This window comes from Roseovarius tolerans (assembly GCF_028885395.1).
Lineage (GTDB): Bacteria > Pseudomonadota > Alphaproteobacteria > Rhodobacterales > Rhodobacteraceae > Roseovarius > Roseovarius tolerans.
The window spans coordinates 1,367,099-1,383,066 of record NZ_CP118494.1 but is presented as its reverse complement, the minus strand read 5'-3'; the positions used below and the strand labels follow the sequence as shown (position 1 = coordinate 1,383,066).

The window sequence follows — 15,968 nt, the reverse complement described above, 5'->3', positions numbered from 1 at the left end:
ATTGGAAACGAGGGATTTACCCGGCTTATACCGTCGCCATGTCCGGCAATTTACCGCGTGCCTGCATCTCGTTGCGGATTATCTGGATAAAGGCGCGCGCGGGCAGCGACAACTCGGCCCCGGCCTTCACGATCAGGGCGGTGTCATAGCGGATCTCGGGGGTGAAGGGTCGCCAGATGACCCCGTCCTGCGGCGGCAGGCAGCCGTTCAGCGCATCCACGATGGCGATGCCCGCACCCTCGGCCACCATCCGGCGCACGACGGCAAAGAAGAAGCCATGGACGGGCGCGCGCATCTCAAACCCCGCCCCGGCGCAGACCGCGCGCAGCTGGCGATCCACCTGGTTGCTGTCCTGAATGCCGATCAGCCGGTGCTGCGCGAGATCGGCGGGCGTGATCTGCGCCTTGGCTTCGAGTTCCGATCCTGCGGGGAAAATGCAGACGCAGGGCAGCGAAAACTGCTCGGCCACCAGCGATGGCGCGGCGACCGGGGCCTCGACCAGCCCGATATCGCATTGCCCGTTGCCGACAAGATAGGAAATCTGGTGCGAACTGCGCACGCTCAGGTCGATCTCGACCAGCGGGTTGTCCGCCGTGTAGCGCGCCACCAGCCCCGGCATCAGCCCGAAGGCCGCCGCACCGATGGCCCCCACGCGCAGCAATCCGGTGCCCCCCTGCTTGATCAGCCGCGCCCGGTTGGAAAACTGCTCGACCGCGAGGATCGACAGTTCCGCATCCATATGCAGCAGATAGGCCTCGGGGCGCGGCGCGAAATGACCCTTGGAGCGATGGAACAGCGGAAAGCCCAGCATGTCCTCGAGCCGCGACAGCGCGATGCTGATCGCCGGTTGCGTCAGATACAGCCGATCCGCCGCCTTGGAGACGGAGCCCTCTTCCATGACGGCGTGGAAAACCTCGAGATGGCGCAGCTTAAGGTGCATGCCGTCACTATAAGGAAACCGGAATACGCCGCTAGACAAATTACTGTTTTGTTAACTGCGGCCTTGGCACGACTCGCCTGACCCGCAATCCTCGAGGATCATATCCGCGCCCTTTTCGCCGACCATGATCGCCGGGGCATTGGTGTTGCCCGAGGTCAGCGTCGGAAAGATCGAGGCATCGACCACGCGCAGCCCGCCCATCCCGTGCACCCGCAGGCGCGCATCGACCACGTCGTGCCGCGCATCGGGCCCCATCCGGCAGGTGCTGACCGGGTGGAACACGGTTCCGGCCCGGTTCCTGACATCGGCGATCAGATCGTCTTCGCTCTGCACATGCGGGCCGGGCAGAAGTTCGGCCTCGATCAGCCGGGCCAGCGCCGGGGCTTCGGCAAAGCGCCGCATCAGCCGCGCGCCTTCGAGCATTTCCTGAAGGTCGATATCGGTGGCGAGGTAATTGGGGTAGATCGCCGGGGCCTCGGACGGGTCCGGCGAGCGGATTTCCAAATGGCCCCGGCTGGTCGGTCGGGTTGGCTGCACGCCCAGCAGAAACCCCGGAAACGGGTCGGGATTCATCAGCGGGCGCTTGCCCGGCGGCGCCTTGGTATAGCTCACCGGCGAGAAGAAAAGTTGCATGTTCGGATGCTCGAGCCCCGGACGCGACCGCACGAAGCCGCCCGCCTGATTGACGCCAAGCGACAGCGGCCCGCGCCGGGTCAGAACATAGCGCAGCCCGTGCCAGAGCTTGCCATACCACGGGTAAAGCTGAGTGTTCAGGGTCGGCACCCGTGAGCGGTAGAGATAGTCAAGGCCGAGATGGTCCTGCAAATTCCGCCCCACCCCGTCGAGCGCGTGCACCACCCCGACCCCCTTCGCCGCCAGCAGCGCGCCGGGGCCGATGCCCGACACTTGCAGAAGTTGCGGCGAGTTGACAGCTCCGGCCGACAGGATCACCTCGCGGCGGGCATGCGCCTCAACGATTTGACCGTTCTGCCGATACCGCAGCCCGACCGCCTGCCTGCCCTCGCACAGTACCCGTTCGGCCAGCGCATGCGTCTCGACCCGCAGGTTGGCGCGGTGCCGCGCCGGACGCAGATAGGCGCGCGCGGTCGACATGCGCATTCCGGCACGGGCGGTATTCTGATAGGTGCCCACACCCTCCTGCCCGGCCCCGTTGAAATCGGCGTTGTGCGGGAACTGAAGCTCTTTCCCGGCGGCGATGAAATCGTGGCAGAGCGGGTGCAGGTCGCGGTCCATGGTCGCGATATGAACCGGCCCGCTGTCACCGCGAAACGCATCGCCGCCACGGTCATTGGTCTCGGACTTGCGGAAATAGGGCAGCACGTCCCCCCAGCCCCAGCCGGGATTGCCCATCGCCTTCCACTCGTCGAAATCACGCGCCTGCCCCCGGATATAGACCATCGCGTTGATCGAGCTCGATCCGCCCAGAACCTTGCCGCGCGGCCAGTAGGACACCCGCCCGTTAAGCGCCGGGTCGGGCTCGGTGTGGTACATCCAGTTGACCGAGGGCTTGTAGAAGGTCTTGCCATAGCCGATCGGCATCCAGATCCAGAAATTCAGATCGCTGCCACCCGCCTCAACCAGCAGCACGCTGAACCGGCCGCTCTCACTCAGCCGATTGGCCAGAACGCAGCCCGCCGATCCGGCACCCACGACGATGAAATCGTATTCGGTCATTGCGGGCTCAGGCCCTCTTGCGCCGGACATCTAGAGAGCGGGGTCCGCGCTAAGGACAAAAAGTTTGCGCATATGCTCGTGGATCACCCACTCCCCGGTCCAGCCCTGCGGCAGCACCAGCAGGTCGCCCGGCCCGATGTCGCGGCTGCCACTGCCATCGGCGTTGGTGACCGTGGCCCGCCCGGACAGGATATAGCAGTATTCCCCCGCAGCAGACCTGTCGGCGGTGAACCGGCCCGGCGTGCATTCCCAGACACCGATCTTGGTCCGGCCCTCCTCTGAGGTCCACAGCACGGCTGATGCCTCAGTCTGGCCTTGGGTCAGGGATGTCGGTTTGTCGGCGAAGGCCCCCAGCGGAACGGAGGCGAGATCGGCAAAGGTCTGCAGGTCTATCATGGTCGGACTTTCTGGATGCAGGGGTGCGCGTCAGGGCACATTCAGTCTTTCGGTCGCGTTGGCTCTTTTTGCTGCCCGAAGAGCTGCGCCAGCACCATCATCCCCGTGGTCACGAGGATCATGATGGTCGAGATCGAGGCGATCGTCGGGTCGATCTGGTCGCGCAGGGCATTGAACATGTTGCGCGTCAGCGTCGGGTTGTCACCCCCCGAGATGAACATCGCCACGACCACCTCGTCGAACGAGGTCAGAAAGGCCAGCAACGCGCTGGTGACGACAGCAAAGCGGATCTGCGGCAGGGTCACGGTCAGAAACGCCTTCCAGCGCGGCGCGCCGAGGCTGCGCGCGGCGGCCTCCTGGCTCATGTCATAGCCCTTGAGCGCCGATCCGGTGACGATCACCACCAGCGGCAGGGCCAGCACCGTATGCGCCAGCACCAGCCCGGTCAGCGTGTAGAGGATCTGCAACTGCACATAGGCATAGAATGCCCCAATCGCGACCAGCACCACCGGCACCATCATCGGCGTGATCATCAGCACAAAGGCCGCGCGCACAAAGCGCACCTTCGAGCAATGCAACCCGTAGGCCGCCAGCACGCCGATGGGCGTGGCAAGCAGCATGGTCAGGATGGCCGCCTTGAACGAGGTGACCGTCGCCCGCATCCATTCAGGCGAGCCGAAATAGTGATCGTACCAGCGCATCGACCATGTGTCGGGCGGAAACTCCAGATACTGGCTGTCGGAGAAGGACATCGGGATCACGATCAGGGTCGGGGTGACCAGCAGGATCATGATGACGACCGCAAGCACGTAGAGCCACAGCCGCTGGCCATGGGTGATCTGGGTTTCGGTCGCGGGGCTTCGGAACCAGCGCAGCATCAGTGCCCTCCCCCGGTCATCTTTTCAAGGTTCAGGAACCGCGACGCGATCCAGAGGATCGCCACCGTCGAGACCAGCAGCACCACCCCCAGCGCGCTGGCCGCACCCCAGTTCACGAACAACTCGATATTCGAGACGATCTTCATCGACACCATGATGACCTTGCCACCGCCCAGCACCGCCGGGGTGACGAAAAAGCCAAGGCACAGGATGAACACCATCAGCGACCCGGCAAAGAGGCCCGGCAAGGTCAGCGGAAAGAACACCGTCCAGAAGGCGTGCCGCGGGCTCGCACCCAGATTGCTGGCCGCCTTCATCAGGTCGCCGTCGATCGCCCGCATCGCGCCATAGACCGGCAATATCAGAAAGGGCAGCATGATATGGACCATGCCGATCAGCGTGCCGGTCATGTTGTGGACCATCTTGATCGGCTCGTCCCACAGCCCCAGCGACATCGCCCATTCATTCACCAGCCCGCGTTTCTGCAACAGCACCAGCCATGCATAGGTGCGCACCAGAAGCGAGGTCCAGAACGGCAACAGCACCGTGATCAGGCACAGGTTGGCGATCCGGTTGGGCAGGCCCGAGATGAAATAGGCCAGCGGATAGCCGATCAGGATGCACAGGCCCGTGGTCAGGAAACTGACCTCGAAGGTGGTCTGGAATATCCGCGCATAGGATTTGCGCCTCAGCATCCGCTCGTAATTTTCCAGCGAAAACGTGCCATCGGCGCCGATGAACGAGACATAAAACAGCCAGCCCACCGGGATGACCAGAATGATCAGGATCAGCAGGATCGCCGGTGAGCCGAGGCCAAACAGCTTGAGCCGTTCCAGCCATTCGTCGCGTCTCAGGCCCGCCTCGTTTGTGCGCAGCGCCTGCATCCTACTGCTCGCTCCCGTCGATCAGGACGGTATCCTCGGGGGCCAGACACAGGGTCAGCGCGTCTCCGACCGATGGCAGCGACGTGACATTGGCCCCGCGCATCGCGCCGCGCAGCACGATTTGGCCACCACTGGCCAGCGCGGCATGCAGAAGGTAGCTGTCGCCCTGATAGACCACGTCGGTCGCGGTGGCGGCAAAGTTGTTGGCCCCCTCGCGCGGCCCCTCGCGCGATAGCACCACACGTTCGGGGCGCACCATCAGTGACAGGTTGTCGGTGGCGGGTGCGGGAATATCGTGCAGCAAGGGCTGACCGTCGAACAGGATCGTCTCACCCTGACGAGATACCGGCAGAAAGGTGGATTCACCGATGAAATCGGCCACGAAGCGGTTGGCGGGACGTTCATAGAGGTCGCGCGGCGTCGCCAGTTGCATGATCCGCCCGTGATTCACCACCGCGATCCGGTCCGACATGGTCAGCGCCTCGCGCTGGTCATGGGTGACATAGACCGTGGTCATGCCCAGTTTTTCATGCAGGTGGCGCAGTTCGATCTGCATCTGATCGCGCAGTTTCTTGTCGAGCGCCGAGAGCGGCTCGTCCATCAACAGGATGCGCGGCTCGAACACGATGGCACGGGCCACCGCGACACGCTGGCGCTGCCCGCCCGAAAGCTGGTCGATCCGCCGGTCGCCAAAGCCGCCCAGTTGCACGGTGTCCAGCGCGGCCTCGACGCGGGCGGCGATGTCGGGCTTGGACACCTTGCGCAGTTTCAGCGGATAGCCGACATTGCCCGCGACCGTCATATGCGGAAAAAGGGCGTAGCTTTGAAAGGTCATGCCCACGTCACGCAGATGCGGCGGGGTGCGGATCACTTCGCGATCACCGAATTTCAGGCTGCCGCAATCAGGCCGGGTAAAGCCCGCGAGCACCATCAGGAGCGTAGTCTTGCCCGACCCCGAGGGGCCCAGCAGGGTCAGGAATTCACCGCTTTCGACCTCGAGCGACACATCGTTCAACGCGTGGACGGCGCCATAGGTCTTGGTGACGTTCCTGATCGAGATCGGCAACGCGTCGGAGTTTCGGGACGTCACGGCAAACCCTCGCAATCTTCGTTCGGGAAACCAGCGGGCGCCGCAGCGCCCGCTTTCGGATTTCATCGGATGGACCGTCTTACTCGGTCAGCATCTCCTGGTACATCTCGGCGGCGATGGTTTCCCACTTGGCATACCAGTCCAGCGAAATCGGCAGCTGCAACGCCGCGTTATCGGGCGACGAGGGCAGCCCCGCCGCCACCTCGGCGGTGATCTCTCCGGTGTCGTAGGCGGCCTTGTTGGTCGGGCCGTAGGTGATGTATTTCGGCAGGTCGTCCTGATACTCGGCCTTGGAAATCTCCGCGAGGAATTCCATCGCCGTATCCTTGTTGGGCGCGCCTTTCGGGATGCCGAAGCAATCGTAATCCAGCAGCGCCTGGTTGAAGGAATAGGCCACCTTGCCACCGTCCGCCCGCGCATTGTCGAACCGGCCATTCCAGCCTGTGGCCATATCGACCTCGCCATCCTTCATCAACTGTGCGTGCTGCGCGCCAGAGGACCAGAAGACCGAGATATTCGGCTTGAGTTCGCGGATCTTGTCGATCGCACGCTCGATGCCCTCTTCACTGTCGAGCATGGCGTAGACATCCTCGGGGGCCACGCCATCGGCCATCAGCGCCGGTTCCAGCGCACCCGCCACGCTGCCGCGATAGGCGCGACTGCCGGGGAATTTCTCGATATCCCAGAAATCCGCCCAGCTTTGCGGCCCGTCCTCGCCGTAGGTATTGGTGTTCCAGGCATAGACGGTCGAGAACACGTCGCCGCCGACACAGTAATCGCTATAGAGCGAGGGATAGAAGGTCGAGACGTCGATCACGCTGTAATCGAGTTTCTCCAGCAGCCCCTCGGCCGCCGCACGCGCCGCCGAGCCAGAGCCGCTGGCCACGATATCGAGCGTCACCTGCCCGGTCTGCACCTGAAGCCGCACATCCGACATGCCGCCATAGGTTTCCTGCTTGACCTCAATGCCGGTATTGGCGGCGGCGGGTTCGAACAGCGCCTTGCTCTGCGCCTCCTGGTAGGAGCCGCCCCAGGATGCGATGGTCACGCTCTTGTCCGCCGCCATCGCGGTGGTCGCCATGAGTGCGGCGGAGAGTGTCAGGATTGTTTTCGTTTTCATCAATTTTCCTCCCTTATGGTTTTATGGCCTTATGGTTTTTATAGTTCTTCCGGGCTTGCCGTTTGCCCATCAGTCGCGGGGCAGACAAGGCACCGTCTCTACATCCATCTGTCACAATTGTGCTGGCACGATCGGAGCAAATGAAATTTCGATTTCTTAACCTTGGTTTCGATCCGTTAATACCGGTGCAAACGCGGCTCTGCGCGCCCTGCCCGGGCCGTCAACTCATACCTATTGCCTTGCGAAACTGTCGTTGGTCGTTCCAGCGATACCAGGCCACCGCGGCGGGCAGAAACCATGGCTTTCCCTGATAGAGCGGGCGCGTCGGAAACGGCAGACCGTCATAGGCCGTGACGCCCTCGCGCCGGCCCAGAACCTTTTGCCCGGCCCGCATGCCCAGATACGGGGCCATCGACACGCCCGAGCCGCAGTACCCCATCGCGTAATGCACGCCGTCATGCACGCCGGTATGGGCCAGTTCGTCGAAACTGTAGGCGACGGTCCCGCTCCAGGCATGTGACAGCCCGACGCCCTCCAGTTCGGGGAAGATGCGGCACATGTCCTGCCGCAGCCGCGCGGCACCGGCCAGCGGCGTCGTCTCGGAGGCCGATACACGCCCGCCGAAGAGCACGCGCCGCCGGTCGGGCGAGGCGCGGTAGTAATAGACCACCTTGCAGGTGTCGCTGGCGATGCGGTCGCCGGGAAAGAGCGTGTCGATGGTGGCTTCGGGCAGTTCCTCGGTGGCGATGATATAGCTGCCGATGGGGATCACCCGGCGTTGCAGCCACGGCGTCAGCGCGGTGGTATAGCCATTCGTCGCGACGATCACATCCCGGGCCTCGACCGGCCCCTTGGCGGTTTGCACCCGGAACCCCGACGCGGTGCGCGCGATCCGCGTCACCCGGCACTGGCCCAACACCTGCACCCTCTCCCCAAGGGCAAGGCGCAGCAATTCACGGTGAAACTTGCCCGGATGGACCGAGCAATGCGCCGAAAACACGACACCTCCGAAATAGGCATCGGTGCCCAACTGGCTGCGCTGCTCGTGGCGCGGCACGGCAAAGCTCTCGATATTCTCGCGCTGGCGCATTTTCTCGGCGTCGCGAACAAGGGCCTCGTAATGCTGCGGCGTGTGCGCGGCATGAAACCGTCCGACCCGGCGAAAATCGCAGTCCAGCCCCTCATCCGCGATGAAATCGCCGATCCATGTCAGCGCCTTGGCCCCCTCCATACGGATGCCTCTTGCGCGCTCCACGCCGAATTTCGCGGCCAACTTGTCCAGCGATGGCTTGACGCTGGTGCTGATCTGCCCGCCGTTGCGGGTGCTGCATCCATAGCCGGGATCTTCCGCATCCAGCACAAGCGTCGAGCGCCCGCCGCGCGCCGTCGTGATCGCTGCACTCAACCCGGTATAGCCCGCCCCGACGATCAGGACATCGACCGTCTTCGGCAGCCCGGTCGGCAGCGTCGGCGGCGCGCCGATCTGATCATGCCAATAGGGGCTTTGCCTGATATCTGACAGTTGCATGCGTTTGAACTCGGCGCTCCTTCGGCCCCGGCGGGACATCCCCCGTCCGCAGGCTCAGGTTGGAACGCTAGGCCAAGATTGGCCCGCGCTTCATATCCAATATGACAAAACTTTTCAGACCAATCCGGCCTGCCTGCCTAGCGCAGAACCGGCAGATCGCGCAGAACGCCGATACCGCGCGCGATATCCTCGGGGGTCGTACAGCCAAATCCGAAGACAAGGCCGGTTTGCGGGATCGCCGACAGGCAGTAGCGGCCCAGCGGAGCAAGCGTCACCCCCTGTGCCGCCGCCTGCGCCACCACCTCGGCTTCGTCCACCCGCCTGTCGAAAAACGCAGGTGTGTGAAAGCCGCTGGTCGTCTCTTGCAGGCGAATGGTGTCCGGCAAGCTGCGCGCGGCGTCCTGCAGGGCCTCGTAGCGCGCCTTGTAAAGCTGGCGCATCAGGCGGATATGCGTCGCGAAATGGCCCTCGTCCATGAACTCCGCAACAATCGCCTGCGTCGCGGTGGACGGCCCGCTGGCCCATGTGTCGAACATCCGCTCGAACGCCTCGACCATGCGCTCGGGCACCAGGGCGAATCCCAACCGCAGCGACGGAAACAGCGACTTGGAAAAGGTGCCGACATAGATCACCCGCCCGGTCGCATCGATACTGCGCAGCGCGGGGCGCGGCGTATTGCCATAATAGAATTCACCGTCGTAATCGTCCTCGATAATCAGCGCCTGCGCCTGTTCCGCCGCCTGCAACAATTCCAGCCTGCGGGGCAATGACATGACATGGCCAAGCGGTTGCTGATGCGATGGCGTGACAAATGCCAGCCGGAAATGCGGTGCCTTGGCCAATCCGTCCGACACGACCAAGCCCTGGTCGTCGACCTCCACCGGGACCAGTTCGGCCCCTTCGGACAGAAACGCGTTGCGCGCCCCCGAGGCACCGGGGTTCTCCATCCAGACCCGATCACCGGGATTGAGCAAGAGCCGCCCGATCAGCGAAAAGGCATGTTGCGCGCCGGAGGTGATGAACACCTGCTCCGGGTGACATTTTATCCCCTTGAGCGCCCCGAGATGTGTGGCAATCGCCCGTCGAAGCGCGTCGAGCCCCTTGGGCTGTCCATAGCCCATCACATCACTGCGCCCGCCCCGCAAATGCCGCGCCGACAGCCGCGCCCAATGGGCCATCGGAAAGGCGTCGAGCGCAGGCAGCGCGGTGACGAAGGCGCGCGGCTTGTGCGGCAGCCACGCGCGTTGCGCATAGCGGTTCTGGGCCTGGCTGATGACATGGGATACCCGCGGTTTCTGCCCGCCGACGTCCGCCCCCAGTCGGGGCGCGGCGGTCAGCGTCTGACTGTCCAGCGTTTCGCTGACGAAGGTGCCTGCCCCGATGCGCGACACCAGCATGCCTTCGGCGACCAGCCTGTCGATGGCGTCAATGACCGTGGTGCGCGACACCCCGATTTCCTTGGCCAGAGTCCGGGTCGCAGGCAACCGATCCGCAGCCCTCAGCGCGCCCGACAGGATCATGTCGCGCAGCGCCATATAAAGCTGCACGCTGACGCTGCGCCGCAGCGACCGGTCCAGCCGGATCGAGGACAACAAGGCGCCAGCGGCATGTTTCACGGTCGCCTCCCGTCAATTGGTCTGGGGAAAATGTGGAAATGGATATATCTGGCATTCCGTTTTTTCGCCAGCGTTTTCAGGACCCGCCCGTCTCGGTCGGCAAACACCGGTGAAGCCTCATGAAACTCGTCAAACTTGAAACTTTTTCCAACGAATTCGTCTGTTTCGTCCGGGCGACCACCGAAGACGGGGCGCAGGGCTGGGGGCAAGTCGCCCCCTACTGCGCCGATATCACCGCGCAGGTGCTGCATCGGCAGGTCGCGCTGCATGTGCTCGGGCTCGACTGCGATGACATCGACCCGATGCTCGACCTCGTGCGCGACCGCGAGCACAAGTTCCCCGGTGCCTATCTGCGCCGGGCCATGGGCGGGGTCGACACAGCGCTTTGGGACATGCGCGGGCGGCGCGCGGGCAAGCCGGTCTGCGCCCTGATCGGCGGCACGCCGGGCCGGGTCCGCGCCTATGGCTCGTCGATGAAGCGCGATATCACGCCAAAGGATGAGGCCGCGCGCCTGCTGCGGCTGCGCGACACGCACGGGTTTGACGCCTTCAAGTTCCGCATCGGCGCAGAGGTCGGGCGCGACCGCGACGAATGGCCCGGCCGCACCGAAGAGATCGTGCCGACCATGCGCCGCGCCATGGGCGACGACGTGGCCCTGCTGGTCGATGCCAATTCCTGCTACTCCCCCGCCCGCGCCATCGAGGTCGGGCGGATGCTGCAGGACAACGGCATCTCGCACTATGAGGAACCCTGCCCCTATTGGGAGTTCGCGCAGACGAAGGAAGTGACCGACGCGCTCGGGATCGACATCACCGGTGGCGAGCAGGATTGCATGATTGAACGCTGGCAGACCATGATCGGCGACCGCGTCGTCGATGTGATCCAGCCCGATATCTGCTATCTGGGCGGCTTGTCGCGCACCCTGCGCGTGGCGCGCATGGCCGAGGCTGCGGGCCTGCCGGTGACGCCGCACGCGGCCAACCTGTCGATGGTGACGCTGTTCACGATGCACCTGCTGCGGGCGATCCCGAATGCCGGGAAGTATCTGGAATTTTCGATCGAGGGGCTGGACTACTACCCCTGGCAACAGGGTCTCTTCACCTCTGACCCCTACCGGCTCGAGGACGGGCATGCCACGGTGACCGACGCCCCCGGCTGGGGGGTCGAGGTCAGCCCCGAGTGGCTGGCAAAGGCGCAATACCGGGTAACCGAGGCGGTTTGACGGCACAGGACGCGGACCGCGCGGACGGCACGATCCGGCGGTCAACCGTTCCCTCTTCCGGATTTCTCGCCGATCAGTGGCCGCGTGCCGGTCATTTCACCTTGAACCCGGTCGCGCGGCCTGTATCGTCGCACCCATGTTCAACAGGACTGCACCATGAAAATCGCCGCGTCTCAGAAGGAGCGGTTCCTGCGGGCCTGCCCGCTGTTCGACGGGCTGGAACCCGAGGTGATCACCCGCATGGCGATGCGGGCGCGCGGCGTCGCACTCGCCAAGGGCGAGGCGCTCTTTCACGAAGGCGATCCGTCGGACGGGCTCTATGTGCTGTGCAGCGGACTGGTTCAGGTCAGCATCACCGATGCCGACGGCAACACGCTCGTGCTGGCGCTGCCCGAACATGGCGCTCCACTTGGCGAAATGACCCTAGTGACGCCCGATCCCCGCTCCGCCACGGTCACCGCCCTGGAGGATTCGGTGCTTTTGCATGTCGGGACCGGGACCATGGTCGCGCTTCTGGCAGAGGAACCCGCGCTCGCGCGGCATCTCATCGCCTTCCTGTCGCGGCGCCTGCGGCAATCGAATGACAGCCTGCACCGATTTGCCTTTGACAACCTGCAGCGCCGGCTCTTGCAAAAGCTGACGGAACTTGGCCTGCAACACGGCGACCTGCGCCCCGAAGGTCTGAGCCTGGGGCGAAAGTTTTCGCAAACCGCGCTCGCCGAAATGCTGGGCGTGACCCGCGAAGCCGTCAACAAGCAATTGAAATTGCTACAGGATCAAGGGGACATTGAAATCGAGACCGGCGTCATTCGCCTGTGCCACCCCGCCGAAATCATAAAAAACACGCCCAACCTGTGAAGCGGATCACAGCGGCGTAAGCGCGCCCGTCGCATAGTGGGTTCAGGAAATCGGGGTTTACCCCTTCGGCGGGCAGGTGGCGATCACGAGTTGGTCCCGATCGACACCGGATCAGCGCAGTGAGTGTATGCTGATCAACGTCCGGAACGCATCGTCGAGACTCCCGTGCGGTGCGGGCACCCGGAGGGGCTGGGTAGTGAGTGGCCCTCTGGCACCGGTTTCCGAGGGTGGCGTGCAGTTTTTTCCGTCACCTGTCCTCTTGATTGTAAGCAGTCATTTTATGACCAACTGATGCCCTCGATCGAACCCAAGACCGTGTCCAAGCGTGTTGCCGGTTCGGTCGGGGGCTTTTCCCTGCCGGATCACCCCTGGATGGCCAGCACCGCGAGCACACCCAGATAGGTCATCTGATGCGCCATCTGATCGAGCCCCACAAGATGCCAGAATTCCCGGTCGTCAGGCCCCATATCACGCACCGCACCGAGGCGCAGCTTGAGCCAGTCGATATGGTAATGAACCAGCCCTTCCGCGATCAGCACCCCCGCGACTGTCCCGCTCCAACCGCCTGTCACGAAGAGAAGGATCGGCAGCGACAAGAGCGCATGCAGCCCCGCATGCGCCAAACCACCCGGATGGCCATACCGCGCCTTGCCCGCGATCATCCAGCCGTTTTGCCATTGGAAATCCCCCAGATAATGCTTGATCTGAAAGAGCGCGAGCGCGATCAGGGCGAGCGCGACGCTCATGCCACGGGACCGACATGGCCCATCGAATCCAAGGCGTGCAGCGCGATAATCTGTGACATTGTGGCACTCGTGGCGAATGAATGGGCTTATGAAAGGCGTTCGATCAACCCGTCCATGGTGGAAAACCCCGCGCCACATTGCAAGAATTTTTACGCTCCGGACGACCGAAGGGCCGGGCGGGACACGTCCCCCCTGCCCCTTTGGTCTTGCCTGCTGCGTCCGTTCAGGCGGTCAGCATGCGATAGATTTCATCCTTGAGCACCGCGCGCTGTTTACGCATTTCCACCTCGGTCAGCTCTTCCACCGGCGAGACGAGAGTCTCGGCGCGGTGAACCCGGCGGTTGATCTCGTGATATTCATCCGCCAGCCGGGCGAAATGCGCGTCGGACTGTTTCATCTCGCTGATCTTCTCGGCCAGATCGGGAAATTCCTCGTGCAGCTCATGGGGGGTGTGGGACATCGCGCGTTGCTCCTTCTGTGTCGTTCGACTCGGAGCCTAGACGCCACACAAGCGGCAAGCCTTGATCCGGATCAAGAAATCCGCCGCAGCGGTCATTCCTTGGCCCGCGTCGTAGCCTGCCCCGGCAGGCTAGCGTTTGGCCCGGCGCCAGCCTGCCGCCCGGGCCGCGGCCTCGTCGCAGAACCAGCGCTCGCCGGTCGCGGGCCGGATCACGGTGCGCGCGTAATCGGCCTGCCCCGGCATGTGGTAGATGCGCCGCCCCTTGGAATTGACGTTGCCCTTGATCGGGCAATCGGCATTCGGCGCGGCATTCTGCTGCGCCCGCTCCTCGCGCACCGCGCGGCGGTGATCCTCGGGGCGGGCCATGAGATGCCCGTGCAAGCCACGCCCGGCCACGACCGCCGATTTTTCATCGAGGTCATAGGCCATCGAATACTTGCGATAGGCGAGCGCCAGCCCGTCCGTCACCAGCATCCGCCCGACATCCTGCCCCGCCACCCTGCAGGTGGTCACGGTGCGCCCATAACGATCGGTGTCCACCGTTTCGCAGCGCGCCTCGCGGGTGGCGATCCGCGCGCGCACCTGATCGGCGACCCAGGTGCCGCAATCCCAGGTCGCACCGTCGGGATTGGTGCAGATCTGCCCCAGTTCCGGTGCGTCGATGCCGTGCAGCCGCACCCGCACCGCGCCCACATCGAGCGTATCGCCATCCACCACCCGCACGGGCCCGCCAAACCCCTGCGCCGTGGACGCCACAGGGAACAGGGTAAGAACGATGAGTAAAGAAATTCTTAACATGCCCCCTTATGGGAGCATGCCCGGCTGCCTTTCAAGACGAAAGGTGAACAAAAGGTTAACGCGCGCTCAGCGCTGCGCCGTTCGCCACTCGGGATGCAGCCAGGGCGCGGCGTTGTCAGGCGGCAGGCGGCGGCCCAGCACGGCATCGGCGATCTTCTCGCCCGCCATGATCGAGGGCGCGTTGAGGTTGCCGTTGGTGATGCGCGGGAAGATGCTCGAATCGGCCACGCGCAATCCATCGACCCCGATCACCCGGCCTTTTGGGTCGACCACCGCCTCCGGATCATCCGCGCGCCCCATCTTGCAGGTGCCGCAGGGGTGATAGGCGCTCTCGGCATGCTCGCGGATGAAATCGTCGAGGTCGTCATCGCTCTGCACCGCAGCGCCGGGCTGGATTTCGTGCTTGGAATAGGGCGCGAACGCGTCCTGCTCGAATATCTCACGCGTCAGCCGGATGCAGCGCCGGAAATCGACCCAGTCGCTGTCCTCGCTCATGTAGTTGAAGCGGATCACCGGATCATCAGAAGGATCGGCACTGCGCAGGGTCACCGCGCCCCGCGACACGCTGCGCATCGGCCCGACATGGGCTTGGAATCCGTGCCCCTCGGCCGCAGCCTTGCCGTCATAGCGCACCGCAATGGGCAGGAAGTGAAACTGGATATCGGGGTAATCGACGCCCGCCGCCGAGCGAATGAACCCGCAGCTTTCAAACTGGTTCGACGCCCCCGGCCCCTGCTTGCCCAAGAGCCATTGCAGCCCGACCCAGCCCTTGCCGACAAGGTTCCAGTATTTGTAGAGACTGACCGGCTGGCTGGCGGCCATCTGGATGTAAAGCTCCAGGTGATCCTGCAGGTTCGCGCCCACGCCGGGGCGGTCGGCCTGTACCTTTATGCCGTGTTCCGCCAGATGCGCCGCAGGACCGATGCCCGAGAGCATCAAGAGTTTGGGCGAGTTGATCGACGAGGCGGCAAGGATCACCTCCTCGCGGGCGCGCACCACCTCGGTCCGCCCCCCGCGCAGCACCTCGACGCCGGTCGCGCGGCCCTCTTCGATCACCACGCGTTGCACCAGCCCGCGCAGCAGATCGCAATTCTCACGCCTAAGCGCGGGGCGCAGATAGGCATTGGCCGCCGACCAGCGCTGCCCCTTGTAGACCGTCATCTCGAAGGGGCCGAAGCCCTCCTGCTTTTCGCCGTTATAGTCGTCGGTACGCTCATATCCCGCCTGCACCCCCGCCTCGACAAAGGCGCGCACCAGCGGGTTGTCACGCTTGCCCCGGCTGACATGCAGCGGGCCGTTCTGGCCGCGCCAATCGGCATCGCCACCATGGCCGCTATCGTCCCAATTCTCCATACGCTTGAAATAGGGCAGCACATCGGCATAGCCCCAGCCGTCGCAGCCCTGATCGCGCCAATGGTCGTAATCATGGGCGTGGCCGCGCACATAGACCATGCCGTTGATGCTGCTCGATCCGCCGATCACCTTGCCGCGCGGACAGGCCAGCCGCCGCCCGTTCAGATGCGGCTCGGGCTCGGTGCTGTAGCCCCAGTCATAGCGCTTCATGTTCATCGGGTAGCTGAGCGCGCCTGGCATCTGGATGAACGGCCCCGCATCGGTGCCGCCATGCTCGATCACCAGCACGGATTTGCCCGCCTCGGCCAGACGGTAGGCCATGGCGCAGCCCGCACTACCGGCGCCCACGATGACGTAATCGGCCTCCATCAGCGGTGCCCTTC

At 64.1% G+C, this 15,968-nt stretch carries 15 protein-coding genes; 2 read left to right on the top strand and 13 right to left on the bottom strand.

Annotated features, from left to right (window positions below; translation table 11 throughout):
* Positions 1–25: 25 nt before the first annotated feature.
* The 9 genes from PVU19_RS06795 to pdxR form a co-directional block, all read right to left on the bottom strand.
* The gene (locus tag PVU19_RS06795) at positions 26–898 is read right to left on the bottom strand and encodes a LysR family transcriptional regulator (protein WP_235575714.1); all 873 of its coding nucleotides are present in this window, start codon (positions 896–898) and stop codon (positions 26–28) included.
* A gap of 93 nt (positions 899–991) precedes the next feature.
* Entirely contained in the window at positions 992–2,635 is a 1,644-nt protein-coding gene (locus PVU19_RS06790; RefSeq protein ID WP_050661986.1) for a GMC family oxidoreductase, read from the bottom strand.
* A gap of 30 nt (positions 2,636–2,665) precedes the next feature.
* Positions 2,666–3,031, bottom strand: coding sequence for a cupin domain-containing protein (locus PVU19_RS06785; protein WP_050661985.1), 366 nt, complete (start codon positions 3,029–3,031; stop codon positions 2,666–2,668).
* A 41-nt stretch (positions 3,032–3,072) separates the two neighbouring features.
* Positions 3,073–3,909, bottom strand: coding sequence for an ABC transporter permease (locus PVU19_RS06780; protein ID WP_050661984.1), 837 nt, complete (start codon positions 3,907–3,909; stop codon positions 3,073–3,075).
* Complete coding sequence (locus PVU19_RS06775) at positions 3,909–4,793, bottom strand: ABC transporter permease (protein WP_050661983.1); 885 nt, start codon at positions 4,791–4,793, stop codon at positions 3,909–3,911. Before PVU19_RS06775 ends, PVU19_RS06780 begins: the two co-directional genes overlap by 1 nt.
* Position 4,794: 1 nt before the next feature.
* Positions 4,795–5,898: an ABC transporter ATP-binding protein gene (locus tag PVU19_RS06770; protein ID WP_050662036.1), complete on the bottom strand. Its 1,104-nt coding sequence runs from the start codon at positions 5,896–5,898 to the stop codon at positions 4,795–4,797.
* A gap of 64 nt (positions 5,899–5,962) precedes the next feature.
* Positions 5,963–7,003, bottom strand: a complete 1,041-nt coding sequence (locus PVU19_RS06765) for an ABC transporter substrate-binding protein (protein ID WP_050661982.1) — start codon at positions 7,001–7,003, stop codon at positions 5,963–5,965.
* A gap of 220 nt (positions 7,004–7,223) precedes the next feature.
* Positions 7,224–8,531, bottom strand: a complete 1,308-nt coding sequence (locus PVU19_RS06760) for an NAD(P)/FAD-dependent oxidoreductase (RefSeq protein WP_050661981.1) — start codon at positions 8,529–8,531, stop codon at positions 7,224–7,226.
* 137 nt (positions 8,532–8,668) lie between these two features.
* Positions 8,669–10,147: a MocR-like pyridoxine biosynthesis transcription factor PdxR gene (gene pdxR / locus PVU19_RS06755; RefSeq protein ID WP_050661980.1), complete on the bottom strand. Its 1,479-nt coding sequence runs from the start codon at positions 10,145–10,147 to the stop codon at positions 8,669–8,671.
* A gap of 119 nt (positions 10,148–10,266) precedes the next feature.
* On the opposite strand from pdxR, the gene PVU19_RS06750 reads away from it, so the two are divergent.
* Positions 10,267–11,370 carry a mandelate racemase/muconate lactonizing enzyme family protein gene (locus PVU19_RS06750; protein WP_050661979.1) on the top strand — a complete coding sequence of 368 codons (1,104 nt, stop codon included), beginning with the start codon at positions 10,267–10,269 and terminating at the stop codon, positions 11,368–11,370.
* Between the two features lie 156 nt (positions 11,371–11,526).
* The gene (locus PVU19_RS06745; protein WP_050661978.1) at positions 11,527–12,228 is read left to right on the top strand and encodes a Crp/Fnr family transcriptional regulator; all 702 of its coding nucleotides are present in this window, start codon (positions 11,527–11,529) and stop codon (positions 12,226–12,228) included.
* A gap of 362 nt (positions 12,229–12,590) precedes the next feature.
* Here the strand turns inward: PVU19_RS06745 and PVU19_RS06740 are convergent, their stop codons facing one another.
* The 4 genes from PVU19_RS06740 to betA form a co-directional block, all read right to left on the bottom strand.
* Positions 12,591–12,974 (bottom strand): DUF3307 domain-containing protein, encoded by a 384-nt coding sequence (locus PVU19_RS06740; RefSeq protein WP_050661977.1) that lies wholly within the window; start codon positions 12,972–12,974, stop codon positions 12,591–12,593.
* A 223-nt stretch (positions 12,975–13,197) separates the two neighbouring features.
* Entirely contained in the window at positions 13,198–13,434 is a 237-nt protein-coding gene (locus PVU19_RS06735) for an HP1242/YdcH family protein (protein ID WP_050661976.1), read from the bottom strand.
* 129 nt (positions 13,435–13,563) lie between these two features.
* Entirely contained in the window at positions 13,564–14,232 is a 669-nt protein-coding gene (locus tag PVU19_RS06730; RefSeq protein ID WP_050661975.1) for a thermonuclease family protein, read from the bottom strand.
* Between the two features lie 66 nt (positions 14,233–14,298).
* Positions 14,299–15,954: a choline dehydrogenase gene (gene betA, locus PVU19_RS06725; protein WP_050661974.1), complete on the bottom strand. Its 1,656-nt coding sequence runs from the start codon at positions 15,952–15,954 to the stop codon at positions 14,299–14,301.
* Positions 15,955–15,968 lie beyond the last annotated feature (14 nt).